The sequence below is a fragment of the Agrobacterium sp. H141 genome, from assembly GCF_057158725.1.
In genome coordinates this window covers 3,584,949-3,597,496 of record NZ_CM169893.1, presented here as the reverse complement: position 1 = coordinate 3,597,496, position 12,548 = coordinate 3,584,949, and the positions used below count along the sequence as shown (strand labels likewise).

The following is a 12,548-nucleotide window of genomic DNA, read 5'->3' as shown; positions in this document are numbered from 1 at the left end:
TGGAGGAAAAAATGGACGCGAAGCTCAAAGAAATTAACGACAGTGTAGCCACCTGTCCCGTAGCGCATGTCAGCAATGGCGGTCGCTCCAACCGCGACTGGTGGCCCAACCAGCTTAATCTCAAGGTTCTGCACCAGCATTCGGCGCTGTCCGATCCGATGGGCGAGGACTTCAATTACGCCGAAGAATTCAAGAAACTCGACCTGCAGGCGCTGAAGCAGGATCTCTACGCGTTGATGACCGACAGCCAGGAATGGTGGCCCGCCGATTTCGGCCACTATGGACCGCTGTTCATCCGCATGGCCTGGCACAGTGCCGGCACCTATCGCACCGGCGATGGACGTGGAGGCGCCGGAGGCGGCCAACAGCGTTTTGCCCCACTCAACAGCTGGCCGGATAACGCCAATCTCGATAAGGCCCGCCGGCTGCTATGGCCGATCAAGCAGAAATACGGCAACCAGATCTCCTGGGCCGATCTGATGATCCTCACCGGCAATTGCGCGCTGGAATCGATGGGTTTCAAGACCTTCGGCTTTGCCGGCGGACGTCCCGATACCTGGGAGCCGGAAGAAGATGTTTACTGGGGCAAGGAAGACACCTGGCTCGGCGACAAGCGCTATTCCGGCGAGCGCGATCTGGAAAACCCGCTGGCCGCCGTGCAGATGGGCCTCATCTACGTGAACCCGGAAGGCCCGAACGGCAATCCCGATCCGCTGGCCGCAGCACGTGATATCCGCGATACATTTGCCCGTATGGCCATGAATGACGAAGAGACCGTCGCGCTGATCGCCGGCGGCCACACCTTCGGCAAAACCCATGGCGCGGGCGATGCGGCTCTGGTTGGCATTGAACCGGAAGGTGCCGATGTCGGCGAGATGGGTCTTGGCTGGCGCAGCAGCTATGGTACCGGGAAAGGTGGCGATGCCATCACCAGTGGTCTCGAAGTCATCTGGACCACGACGCCGACCAAATGGAGCAACAACTTCTTCGAAAATCTGTTCGGCTTTGACTGGGAACTGACCAAGAGCCCGGCCGGGGCCCATCAGTGGACACCCAAGCAGGGGGGCGGGGCGGGAACCGTTCCGGATGCGCACAACCCCACCAAGAGCCACGCGCCGGCCATGTTGACCACCGACCTCGCACTGCGCTTCGATCCCGACTACGAAAAGGTATCGCGCCGCTTCTTCGAGAACCCGGATCTGTTTGCCGATGCATTTGCGCGCGCCTGGTTCAAGCTCACCCACCGCGATATGGGGCCAAAAGCCCGTTATCTCGGCCCGGAAGTGCCGGCTGAAGACCTGATCTGGCAGGATCCGATCCCGGCCGTCGATCACCCGCTGATCGATGCCACGGATGTCGCCGATCTCAAGGCGAAGATACTGGCGACCGGTTTGACCGTGTCGGAACTCGTTTCCACCGCCTGGGCATCTGCCTCGACATTCCGCGGCTCCGACAAGCGCGGTGGTGCCAATGGTGCGCGTATTCGTCTGGCACCGCAAAAGGACTGGGAAGCAAACCAGCCGGAACAACTCGCCAGGGTGCTGGCCAAGCTGGAAGAGGTCCAGACTGCCTTCAACAGCGCACAGACGGGCGGAAAGAAGGTCTCTCTGGCCGATCTCATCGTTTTGGGTGGCGGTGCTGCGATCGAACAGGCAGCGCGAGACGGCGGCCACAACCTGTCGGTGCCGTTTGCGCCGGGCAGGGCCGATGCAAGTCAGGAGCAGACGGATATCGAGGCTTTCGATGTTCTTGAGCCAGTCGCCGACGGCTTCCGCAACTATCAGCCTGAAAAATACACTATCCCGTCCGAGGCACTGCTGGTCGACAAGGCACAGCTTCTGACGCTCACAGCACCGGAAATGACGGCCCTTCTGGGCGGTCTGCGAGCGCTGGGCAATACGGTGGGCGGCGATACACGCGGCGTTCTGACGAGCCGTCCAGGTGTTCTCAGCAATGACTTCTTCGTCAACCTTCTGGATATGTCCGTCGAGTGGAAGCCATTGTCTTCGGACCAGACCGAGTTCGAAGCCCGCGACCGCAAGACGGGTGAGGTGAAGTGGAAGGGAACGCGCGCCGATCTCGTCTTCGGGTCCAACTCTCAACTGCGCGCCATCGCCGAAGTCTATGGTCAGGCAGACGCGCAGTCGCGCTTTGCCAAGGACTTTGTTGCTGCCTGGGCCAAGGTTATGAACGCCGATCGTTTCGATCTGGCCTGATCCGCCTCAGGCCGGGAATGGGTGGCAGCGCGAACCTTAAGGTCACGCGCTGCCACTTGTTGATCGCAGCATGGATCTCGATCCGGCAAGCCGGGGCAAACGCCCCGGTTTTTTGCGATTCGGAATAGGAAAAAATAGAACGAATTTTTTCAGAGATCGTGAAAGATCAGGGGCTTATGGTCCGCGCCATGAAATCGGACAGGTTCGTTGTGGCCTGGGGAGAGTGATGGCTGAACAGGGCAAGGAGGCAAATCGCCTCCGTCAACGCAAGACACCGAGGCAGGAGCGCAGCATCCAGCGACTGGAGGCTATCCTCGATGCTGTGCGCCGTCTGATCGTCGCCAACGGGATTGGCAACCTCAAGATGACGGAGATTGCCGCCGAGGCCGGCATCCCGATCGGCTCGCTTTATCAGTTCTTTCCTGAAAAAGCCGCGGTCATCAGGGCACTGCACGATGATCTGACCACGCGCGTTGAAAGAGGAACGGAACAGACATTCGCCGAAATTCGCTCGATCGATGCGGCGGAAAACCTGATCACACAGAGCGTCGACAGGTTCTATGAGAGCTTCCGTGAAAACGCGATCTATCTGAGTGTCTGGCGCGCTGCCGTGTCGGATCGGGATCTCGAGCCGCTGAACCGTCTGCATTTCGAACGCATGGCGGCGATCCTCAGCAGGGTCCTCCTGCCATTGCTGCCCCCCGGTTTTCAAGGGGATTTCGAGATGCGCCTGACACAGATGGTCCACCTGTCCGGCAGCGTGGTGCGCTTCGCCCTGTCGGCCGATGAGGCAACAGCGCGTCGCGCACTTCAAGAGTGGAAACGCACGGTAAAGCTCACCTTGTTCACGCTTTAAAAGGGCCAGACCGGGCCTTACCAGCCCGGCTGCATCTGACTTGGTCTCTGCCGAGCCTGCTGGCGCGGATAGGTTCTGACATCCGCATCCAGTTCGTCATCCACCACATCTGCCGGCGTAATATTGTCGAGACAGGCGGTAATGTGATCGGTAATCGCATTGGCCAGCGATGGCAGGAGACCTGGCCGCTTCATCAGACCGATCTGGACCGGTGGCAGCGGTGGAAAACCATCGCTGGATGTCAGCACTTTCATGCCGGAGCGCAGCGCCGATTCTGGCAGAACAGAGACGGCCAGCCCGGCCAGAACAGCCGCTGCCACCACGGTCGACGACCAGCTGGTAAAGAGGATCTGGTAATCGCGCCCGTCGGCATCGAGCGACGAGCAGGCGAGCTGGCGCCAGTTGCAGTCACGCCGTCCCACGGCCAGCGGAACCGGCGCATCATCCTTTAAAGGATGGTTGGCGGAGGCGACCCAGCAAAGCGGCTCGGTGCGCACCACATCGGATGTGCGTGCCTGCGGATTGTGGGTCACAAGGGCGATATCCAGCTCGCCGCGCGCCATCTTCTCGGCCAGATCCACCGAAGGCTCGCAGGCGATATAGAGTTCCACATTGGGATTGGTCTTGGCAAAGCGTCCGATGATTTCGGGCATGTAGCGGTCGGCATAATCGTCGGGTGTGCCGATCCTGAGCGTACCTTCCAGTCGATTGTCGTCAAAGGCGGCAATCGCTTCGGAGTTCAGCCGGATAATGCGTCGGGCGTAGTTCAGGAGCTTTTCACCTTCGGATGTCAGCCGGTTGCCGCGTCCGTCCTTCTGGAACAGCTGCTTGCCGATCCGCTCCTCAAGCCGGCGCATCTGCATCGACACCGCCGATTGGGTCTTGAACACACGGCCAGCGGCCTTGGTGAAGCTACCGGTATCTACAATGGCAACGAAGGTATGAAGCTGGTCGATATCGAGCGGATTGGCCATGGCGAATATCCATCAGATTGTTTGATAATTACTATTAAAAACATTCGTTGGACTGATCAATGACTTTTTGAGACCTTCTGCGTGCAAACAGCACAACGCAGAACCCCTGCACCCGCCGCCGGTTCGAGGCACCTTTCCCATGTCGGGCAAGGGGTGAAGCCTTGCGCCTGAGGACAAGGAATTAAGCCATGACCATGAATGTAAGAGCAATCGATTATGATCTGCCAAAGCAGGTCCGCCCGTCGCTTTTCGCAAGCATCGGCGCGCTGGTATCCACGTTCCGGCGTCTGATCGAAAACCGCAGCGCGGTGATGCAACTGTCGGAACTTGATGATGCTCATCTCGCCGACATCGGCCTGACACGGCAGGACCTGAAGCGGGTCATCAACACGGCCGGTCTCTTGGACGACCCTTCGCGCATGCTCGCCAATGCGGCATGCACAAGCGGGCGCCATATCCGTCGCAGCTGAACAGATTTCTTTCCATCCCCGCAGGGTGATGTTTAACGCCCTGCCGCTTGCCCGATGAAACCGTCTTTCATCGGGCATTTTTTATGCGCGGAGAGAAATCGTCAGTCCTTGGAAGGCTTCGCCTTGCCGGCTTTTGAAGGTGAGGACCCAGCCTTGCCTTCCCCGACCTTCATATAGGTGTCGAGGATCTGCTCCATGTTCTTCTGGTAGCTTTTCTGCACTTCCAGGCCGCTATCGAACATCGAGTTCATCATCTCCGAGAACGGATTGGCAGCAGCACCGTCCTGCGGCTCGGCGTCCCCTGGCGCTGCATCCGGTGTCGAGGGCTCGGCAGGCTTTGCGCCATTGGCTGGCATCATGTCCTGGAAAGCTTTCATGAACGGATTGTCCATGAACGGGTTTGCACCTGCCTGTGGCTTGGTGCTGCCAGCCATCATGTCCTGAAACGCCTTGGTAAAGGGATTGTCGAAGAAATTGGCGGGCTCCGGAGCCTTTGCCTTGGGCGAAAAGCCGGTGCTTTCCAGCCATTGCTGCATCATCTGGCCCATTGGCGAATTGGTGAAGGCGTCGGAGCCGTTTTGCATCTGGCCTGTGGCCTGCTTGAACAGGCCGCCCATGATCGCATCGGCCATTGCCGGCATCATCTGTTTCAGCACGTCCTGGCCAATTCCCGTCATCTGCGCGGCCTGAGCGGCAATGGCGCGAGAGACCTCCTTTGATCCGAACAGGGTTTCCAGCACATTGTTGCCATCGGCCATACCCTGCGGCGTGAAGGCCTTGTTCATGTCCTCGAAATATTTGGCATAATTGCCGGAGGTCATGGATGACAGCAGGGCGGAGAAATCCATCGGGTTGGAAGCATTGCGCTTGAAGCCGGAAGAAAAGGCCGGCATCAGCGCTGCCATGGCCTTGGTTGTCTGTTCCTGCGCAAGATTGAATTGCTTGGCCATGGCTTCCATGGCGGTGCCGTTCTGCGCACGCATCATCATTTCGAATAGTGGCAGCATCGGCTTTCCTTCCCGGTCAGTGCAAGTCGTCTAACGACCACTATATCCGGAAAAAGCGTAACGCAAACCGCTTTCTAGCGAGAATGGACAACGCCGGGTGGTAATCCCCGATTCATCGGGGAAACGGCGGTTTCGATATGCCTAATATTGATATTCGGCAAAAACAGGCTCGACCGACTGGTTCCAGCGACCGTTATAGAGCATCAGCAGATCGTCGGCGAGAGTGGCCTTCTTGGCAATGATCTCGTCCAGCGAGGCCAGGAAAACGCTTTCATCCTCGCCTTCGCTGTTGAGCCGTGCTCGTGCCTTCAGACCGGCCCGTGAAATGCCGATGACTTCACGGGCAAGATCGAACAGACCACGACCGGCGATCTCTGCGTGAAGACCCTTGGCCGGCACGGCATTGCGAAGCGCAATCACGTCGGCATGCGTCCAGTCCTTTGTGAGCGCATCGGCTGCATCGAGAGCGGTCTGGTTATAAAGCAGCCCCACCCAGAAGGCAGACAGCGCACAGATGCGCCGCCAGGGGCCGCCATCGGCCCCGCGCATTTCCAGGAAGCGCTTCAGGCGCACATCCGGAAACAGGGTGGAGAGATGGTTGGTCCAGTCACCCATTGTGGGTTCCCAAGCGGCAAGCTCGCCCTTCAGCGCGCCGTTCATGAACTGGCGGAAGGTCACATGGGTACAGTCGTGATATTTGCCGTCGCGCACGACGAAATACATCGGAATGTCGAGTGCCCATTCCACATAGTCGGCAAAGCCGAAATCGTCATTCAGCGTAAAGGGCGGAATGCCGGCGCGGGCATTGTCGGTATCGCGCCAGATCTCGCCACGCCAGGACACCAGTCCGTTGGGCTTGCCTTCCGTAAACGGCGAGGAGGCAAACAGCGCGGTCGCCAGCGCTTGCAGCTTCATCGAAACGCGCATCTTGCGGCGCATATCGGCTTCAGAGGAAAAGTCGAGATTCACCTGGATCGTGCAGGTGCGATACATCATGTCCAGCCCCATGCTACCGACCTTCGGCATGAAGCGGGTCATGATCTCGTAGCGCGACTTCGGCATGCGCGGCGTTTCGTCGAACGTCCACTTGGGGCTGCCGCCGATGCCGAGGAAGCGGATGCCCATGGGCTCTGCCACTTCCCGCAGCATGGCCAGATGCTGGTTGGATTCCTTGCAGGTCTCGTGCAGCGTTTCCACCGGCGCGCCGGAAAGCTCGAACTGTCCGCCAGGCTCGATCGAGATCGCGCCCTGTCCATGGGTTTCGGCAAGCCCGATGATATTGGCGCCGTCCATGATCGGATCCCAGCCGAGACGCTGGCCCATGCCGCTCAAAAGCGCGGAAATGCTGTCGTTGCCGTAATAGGGGACCGGCGAGTTGTCGGCTGTGAAAAACGCGAATTTCTCATGCTCGGTGCCGATGCGGAACTGAGCTTCAGGCTTGCAGCCTTCGGCCAGATATTCGCTCAGGTCCTGGACGGAGCCAATCGGCGTATCGTCGGTGGTGTCACGAGCCATGAGGTAAACCTTGTATTGAATGCCGTCGGATTGTCGCCAGGATTGGCAGGCTGATTGGACCGGATTTACGTGGTGCGCAAGTCAATTTGTTTCAAGCGCAGATCAATGTTGCGAATACGAGCGCAGTTTCAACGGACTGTTACGGAGAAAAATCTAGCGCCAGTCGCCAATTGCGGCCTGCACGACGGCAAGGGCTGCCACGGCTGCGGTATCTGCGCGCAGGATGCGCGGACCGAGCGGAATGGGTGTTACATAGTCGAGATCGCGCAATATCTGCCGCTCCTCATCCGAAAAACCACCCTCCGGGCCAACCAGGAGCGCAATGGACTGAGCCTGGATGGTGGAAAGGGCAGGAAGCGGGTTTTGGGTGCTGCTGTCCTCGTCGCAGAAGATCAGCTGCCGATCGGCGGGCCAGCCATCGAGAACGTCTCTGAGCTTGCGCACCGGCTCCACCGTCGGAATGGAGAGAATGCCGCATTGCTCGGCTGCCTCTATGGCGTTGGCCTGAAGGCGCTCGATACTGTTGATCTTGCCCTGCACATGTTGCGTCATGACCGGCTGCAGCACACCGGCACCCATTTCAACGGCCTTTTGTACCAGATAGTCGAGCCGCCCGACCTTGAGCGGCGCAAACAGGAAATGCAATGCGCTGTCTTCCGGCTGCGGTCGCGTCTGCGTCTCGGCAACCAGGGTGATCTTCTTGCGCGAGGGAAATGTCAGGCGCGCCGACCATTCGCCGTCGCGACCGTTAAACAGCAGGATCTCTGCCCCTTCGGTCATCCGCAACACATTGGCGAGATAATTATATTGCTCGCCGCTGGCCTCGATCCCAGCGCCGCTGGCAAGCGTGCCGGAGACGTAAAGCCTCTGCATTTTGTAATTCGCACGCATATCGTCGAACCCCGTCTTTGCAGGTCTGTCTTAGGGGATGAGCAGCACCATTGCGCCATAAAGCAGCGCGGCCAGTGCAGCAGCAGCCGGAACGGTAATGATCCATGCGGCCACGATGGTCATGAAATGCGAGCGCCGCACCAGATAGCGGCGACGCATCTCGTCCGGATTGGCAGGCCGTGTATCTTCCCGTTCCCAGCGGCCGGCCTTCATGCGCATATATTCAAGGCGACGCTTGGAGTTGCGGGTATACCATTCGCGGTAGAAGCCGACACCGAACACGGCACCCACGGCGATATGCGTGGAGCTCACGGGCAGGCCGAGGCCGGAAGCCACGATCACGGTCAGTGCTGCAGACAGCGCCACGCAAAAGGCGCGCATGGGGTTGAGCTTGGTGATCTGCTCGCCAACCAGCTTGATCAGCCGAGGGCCGAACAGCCACAGACCGAGCGAGATGCCGGCAGCACCGATGACCATCACCCAGAGCGGAATTTCCACATTGGCGGCAATCTCGTCGGCCTGGGCTGCATGCACGATGGCCGATAGCGGGCCGATGGCATTGGCTACGTCGTTCGCACCGTGGGCGAACGACAGCAATGCGGCCGAAATGATCAGCGGCATCTGGAACAGTTTGCGCAGCGACTGGTTGCGGTTTTCAAGACCGGCCGATTGCCGTTTGATCAGCGGTACGGACAGGAGCCAGATCACGAAGCCTGCGCCCACACCGATGGCTGCAGCCGTGGGGAGCGAAATATGCGTCACATGGCTCAGCCCCTTCAGCGCCAGATAGGCGATAAAGGCACCGGCCATGATGCCGATCAGGATCGGCACCCAGAAGCGGGCGGCATCGATCTTGTCTTCGCGGTAGATAATGAAGGTCTTGATGAAGGCAAGGAACAGGGCTGCGATAATACCGCCCATCAAGGGCGATATCACCCAGCTGGCGGCAATCCCGACCATCGCGCCCCAGTTGACCGCACCGAAGCCGCTCGCGGCAATGCCGGCCCCGACCACGCCACCAACCACTGCATGGGTGGTCGAAACGGGGGCACCAAGCCAGGTGGCCAGATTGACCCACAGGGCAGATGACAAAAGGGCGGCCATCATGGCAGTGGCAAAGATGTTGGCCGATGGCATTTGTGCAGGGTCGATGATGCCCTTGGAGATTGTGGATACCACATCGCCGCCGGCAATCAGCGCGCCGGCTGTCTCGAACACGGCGGCCAGAATGAGCGCGGTTACCATGGTCATGGCGCGCGATCCGACCGCAGGGCCGACATTGTTGGTCACATCGTTTGCGCCGATATTCATCGCCATATAGGCGCCGATACCCGCAGCCGCGATCACCATGGCAGCACCCGGCTGGCCTGCCACATAGGCACCGGCAAAAACGGTGGCGAGAACCAGGAAGATGAAACCGAAGCCGAGAGGCGCTATTCCGCGCGAGACATTCTGAGCGGCTTCCTCGACATAGGCGATCTTGTCCAGATCCTTGTCGAGGGTCGGCTTGTAGAGTTTGGGCGTTTGCTTGGCCATGGTATCACTCTTCTTGCGCCGTGGTCAGGCTTTGCACCCTTGGGGCTTAAACGGGCAGCGAATGGACATTCGGCGGCTTCAGCCGCCCTTTCCGGGCACGCGTATGTATGGGAAATGCGCCGACGTCAAATCGAATCCCGGTCTTTCGGCAATTATTGCGCCGCAGCCGACCGTGGTGCGTCCGCGCCATTGGCCATCAACTGGCCGAAACGATGGAAGAGATCCTTGAGTTCGGGCTCCTGAACGCGCGAGGCCGCAAGTTCGCAATTGACCCATTCGAGACGGCGGGAGCGCTTCTCGGGGAAGTCCTTGATCATGTCCTTCACTTCCAGCAGATGCACCTGAACCTTGCAGTTCACCTTCAGCCCGTTGTCCAGACCCTTCGGATAATGGAAATAGCCAAAGGGATTGCGGTCAACCTTGCCCTTGACGCCCGCTTCCTCATAGGCCTCGCGCTCGGCAACGGCGTGGGATTTCTTGCCCATCATCGGCCAGCCCTTGGGGATCACCCAGCGTCCGGTGTCACGGCTGGTAACCAGCAGAACCTCGATAGCGCGGTTCTTCTTCTTGCGCCGATAGCACAGCGCAGCATATTGCTGGCGCGGCGGTCTGCGCAGCATGAGTTGAACTTCACTGGCGATGCGGCTGACAATGGTCACGTCTCGGACAAACCTCCTGCATGCTCAAATTGGGGATATACGCGCGATTCGTGACAGTATCGTCCCGTTGGCTTGCGCGGGCAATGACACGAAGGATCGGTATACACTGCTATGTGGCCATATACCCTTATAAGGTCAACCATGGCGCACCAGAAGCGGCGCGTCGTCGGCCATTTGCGCGCCGACAAAGGGATCACGATCGCTTGATCCCTCTTCGTTCGGTTCGCCTAGCGTAAAGTAGAAGATGGAACCTTGTCCCACCTCGGACTCCACCCAGATCCGTCCATTGTGGCGCTGGATGATCTTCTTGACGAAGGTAAGCCCTGCACCTGCACCCTCCACGCCTTCTTTGACATTCAGGCGTTTGAAGATGAGGAACACATCCTCGTAATGTTCCTCCGCAATGCCGATACCGTTATCCTTGACGTAGAACACGCGCTCGCTATCGCGTATGAAGTGGCCGATCTCGATCCATTTGTTGTCCTGGTCGTTATAACGGATGGCGTTGACGATCAGGTTGCGAAAGACTTCAAGGATCCGCGGCCGATCGCAGACCACGTAAGGCAAAGGGTTTGGCACCGAGATGATGGCATTTTCCTGCTTCAGGGTTACATCCAGCAGGGCCTCGATATCGGCGATGACCGAATAGAGATCGGTTTTCTGGGACGACAGCTTGTTGCTTCCAAGCCGTGAGAAATGCAGCAGGTCGTCAATCAGGCGCTCCAGTCGTTGTGACAGGAAGGTCATGCGTTTCAACCTGCGCTCGCCATCCGGCTCCAGTCTGCCTTCATATTCAGCCTGCAGCACCTGGGCATGATTGCTGAGACTGCTGAGCGGTTCCTGCAGGTCATGCGAGGCGATATAGGCAAATTCGTCCAGTTCCTTGTTGCTCGCCTTGAGCGCCGCCATATGCTTCTGGATATTTCGCTCCGTTTGCTCCCGTTCGGAGATATCACGGATCGTGCCGACAAAGGATTTGCGGTTCCTGTCTCTGATTTCCGACACGCCAAGGTCGATGGGAAACACGGAGCCGTCCTTGCGGCGTGCAGAGACACTACGCCCGGTGCCGATGATGTGTCGCTCATTGGTGACCATGAACCGGCGCAGATAGGAGTCATGCGCGGAATGATAGGGCTCCGGCATCAGCATATTGACGTTCTTGCCGATCACGTCCTCTGCCGCATAACCCAGCATTTTTGCCGCCGCACTATTGAATTTTTCGATCATGCCGTGACTGTCGATCGTGATCATCCCGTCCAGAGCCGCCTCGAAGATGGCGTTCAAGTGCCGGTCGCTTTCCTCCCGTGCGAGGCGATCATGCTGGCTGATATAGACGACGATCGCGGTAAACCAGATCGCCCCTATGCTGAGCAGTCTGTTCATCAAGACCGTCCATGCTGGCGCGATTGCCGGGGGCGAGGCTGCATAGCCGGCGACGATCAATCCGGTGGCGACGGCTGCGAGGACGAAAGTCATCCGGGGTGCGCGAGCCCAAAGGCTCATGACGACAAGCGGGACATAGGCAATGCCGGTAGCAACGCCGAGCGGCGTTGCCAGGTCAAACCAGAACACGAACATGGAATAGATTGCTGCTATCCACCATCGTGGAATGCGAGCAAGGCGTGCCCGCTCTGTTCCCATCGTATGGGTCAACAGACCAACGGTTATGAACAGGAAGCCAAGTGCCGTCTGCGGCGAAATCTGGGTGGACGTGCCCCAGGTGTAGGCAATCGGCAGGCCGGAAAAATAGCCGCCAAGAGAACTGATGGACACGAACAGCACAAGCAATTGCGGCACAATGGCCAGCGTCTGCCATTTATAGTGATCCAGAAGCGTCAGGAGAAAGAGAGTCAAGGATGTCAGCAGGAAGCAGGCGATGCTGTTTAGAGACATGCGACCGGGAAATGCCGCGTCGGGATGCCAATTGTCGTCGACAAAGGCCTGATCGAGCCCCAGATCCATGTCCAGCATGTATTCCAGCAGCGTCAAAAAAGCGATTGCAGCCATGATCGCTGCCGCGGTGCGCGCCAGGTTTACTCTCTTGAGGTTGATCGCAATAACGGCAATTCCGCCGAGTGTGAGCCCAAGTGCGGTGTTGAACTTACAGGCATAGAGTAGCGGGATATTGGCCTCGATCCATCGAACCTGGATGAGCCATATCATCATGACAAGAATGCCTGTCGCACATGCGATAGAGGCTGAATACAGCGACAAGATTGAAAAGATCAGGCTGTCGCGTCTCCCCGTACGTTCCTCCGACGGCTCGGACGGTTCGATGTGGTCATCCCGCGCGGCAACTCCGCTATAGTTTTCCATATATTCCCCGAGGCATCCGTCGGACCGGAAGAGAGGGTTGCTCACTGCAATATCTGTCGAAGTCGCCCAACCGCAGGGTGTTGTCCAAGATCGTTGCGGAAACCCCTC

10 protein-coding genes are annotated in these 12,548 nt (G+C 58.7%); 3 read left to right on the top strand and 7 right to left on the bottom strand.

The genetic code is table 11. The features are described from left to right. Positions 1-11 precede the first annotated feature (11 nt). Complete coding sequence (gene katG / locus ACWPM9_RS16910) at positions 12-2,216, top strand: catalase/peroxidase HPI (RefSeq protein WP_484755911.1); 2,205 nt, start codon at positions 12-14, stop codon at positions 2,214-2,216. A gap of 226 nt (positions 2,217-2,442) precedes the next feature. Then, positions 2,443-3,072: a TetR/AcrR family transcriptional regulator gene (locus ACWPM9_RS16905; protein ID WP_484755910.1), complete on the top strand. Its 630-nt coding sequence runs from the start codon at positions 2,443-2,445 to the stop codon at positions 3,070-3,072. Between the two features lie 17 nt (positions 3,073-3,089). Here the strand turns inward: ACWPM9_RS16905 and ACWPM9_RS16900 are convergent, their stop codons facing one another. Further along, positions 3,090-4,046 carry a LysR substrate-binding domain-containing protein gene (locus tag ACWPM9_RS16900; protein WP_428185767.1) on the bottom strand — a complete coding sequence of 319 codons (957 nt, stop codon included), beginning with the start codon at positions 4,044-4,046 and terminating at the stop codon, positions 3,090-3,092. A gap of 188 nt (positions 4,047-4,234) precedes the next feature. Between ACWPM9_RS16900 and ACWPM9_RS16895 the strand changes: the two genes are divergently transcribed. Beyond that, positions 4,235-4,516 carry a DUF1127 domain-containing protein gene (locus ACWPM9_RS16895; protein WP_484755909.1) on the top strand — a complete coding sequence of 94 codons (282 nt, stop codon included), beginning with the start codon at positions 4,235-4,237 and terminating at the stop codon, positions 4,514-4,516. A gap of 101 nt (positions 4,517-4,617) precedes the next feature. Here ACWPM9_RS16895 and ACWPM9_RS16890 read toward each other — a convergent pair whose 3' ends face one another. From ACWPM9_RS16890 to ACWPM9_RS16865, 6 genes are all read right to left on the bottom strand, one after another. Then, complete coding sequence (locus ACWPM9_RS16890) at positions 4,618-5,523, bottom strand: DUF937 domain-containing protein (protein ID WP_484755908.1); 906 nt, start codon at positions 5,521-5,523, stop codon at positions 4,618-4,620. A gap of 141 nt (positions 5,524-5,664) precedes the next feature. Then, positions 5,665-7,038 (bottom strand): glutamate--cysteine ligase, encoded by a 1,374-nt coding sequence (locus ACWPM9_RS16885; protein WP_428185764.1) that lies wholly within the window; start codon positions 7,036-7,038, stop codon positions 5,665-5,667. A 153-nt stretch (positions 7,039-7,191) separates the two neighbouring features. Then, positions 7,192-7,929 carry a 16S rRNA (uracil(1498)-N(3))-methyltransferase gene (locus ACWPM9_RS16880; RefSeq protein ID WP_428185763.1) on the bottom strand — a complete coding sequence of 246 codons (738 nt, stop codon included), beginning with the start codon at positions 7,927-7,929 and terminating at the stop codon, positions 7,192-7,194. A 30-nt stretch (positions 7,930-7,959) separates the two neighbouring features. Then, positions 7,960-9,465 (bottom strand): inorganic phosphate transporter, encoded by a 1,506-nt coding sequence (locus tag ACWPM9_RS16875; RefSeq protein ID WP_484755907.1) that lies wholly within the window; start codon positions 9,463-9,465, stop codon positions 7,960-7,962. Between the two features lie 152 nt (positions 9,466-9,617). Beyond that, the gene (locus ACWPM9_RS16870) at positions 9,618-10,124 is read right to left on the bottom strand and encodes an NUDIX hydrolase (RefSeq protein WP_484755906.1); all 507 of its coding nucleotides are present in this window, start codon (positions 10,122-10,124) and stop codon (positions 9,618-9,620) included. 135 nt (positions 10,125-10,259) lie between these two features. Continuing rightward, positions 10,260-12,290, bottom strand: coding sequence for a sensor histidine kinase (locus ACWPM9_RS16865; protein ID WP_484755905.1), 2,031 nt, complete (start codon positions 12,288-12,290; stop codon positions 10,260-10,262). Positions 12,291-12,548: the final 258 nt, after the last annotated feature.

Coding starts and splice junctions, on each gene's coding strand:
- katG (WP_484755911.1), top strand. CDS start 12: ATGGACGCGAAGCTCAAAGAAATTAACGACAGTGTAGCCACCTGTCCC.
- ACWPM9_RS16890 (WP_484755908.1), bottom strand. CDS start 5,523: ATGCTGCCACTATTCGAAATGATGATGCGTGCGCAGAACGGCACCGCC.
- ACWPM9_RS16880 (WP_428185763.1), bottom strand. CDS start 7,929: ATGCGTGCGAATTACAAAATGCAGAGGCTTTACGTCTCCGGCACGCTT.
- ACWPM9_RS16895 (WP_484755909.1), top strand. CDS start 4,235: ATGACCATGAATGTAAGAGCAATCGATTATGATCTGCCAAAGCAGGTC.
- ACWPM9_RS16900 (WP_428185767.1), bottom strand. CDS start 4,046: ATGGCCAATCCGCTCGATATCGACCAGCTTCATACCTTCGTTGCCATT.
- ACWPM9_RS16865 (WP_484755905.1), bottom strand. CDS start 12,290: ATGATGATATGGCTCATCCAGGTTCGATGGATCGAGGCCAATATCCCG.
- ACWPM9_RS16885 (WP_428185764.1), bottom strand. CDS start 7,038: ATGGCTCGTGACACCACCGACGATACGCCGATTGGCTCCGTCCAGGAC.
- ACWPM9_RS16875 (WP_484755907.1), bottom strand. CDS start 9,465: ATGGCCAAGCAAACGCCCAAACTCTACAAGCCGACCCTCGACAAGGAT.
- ACWPM9_RS16905 (WP_484755910.1), top strand. CDS start 2,443: ATGGCTGAACAGGGCAAGGAGGCAAATCGCCTCCGTCAACGCAAGACA.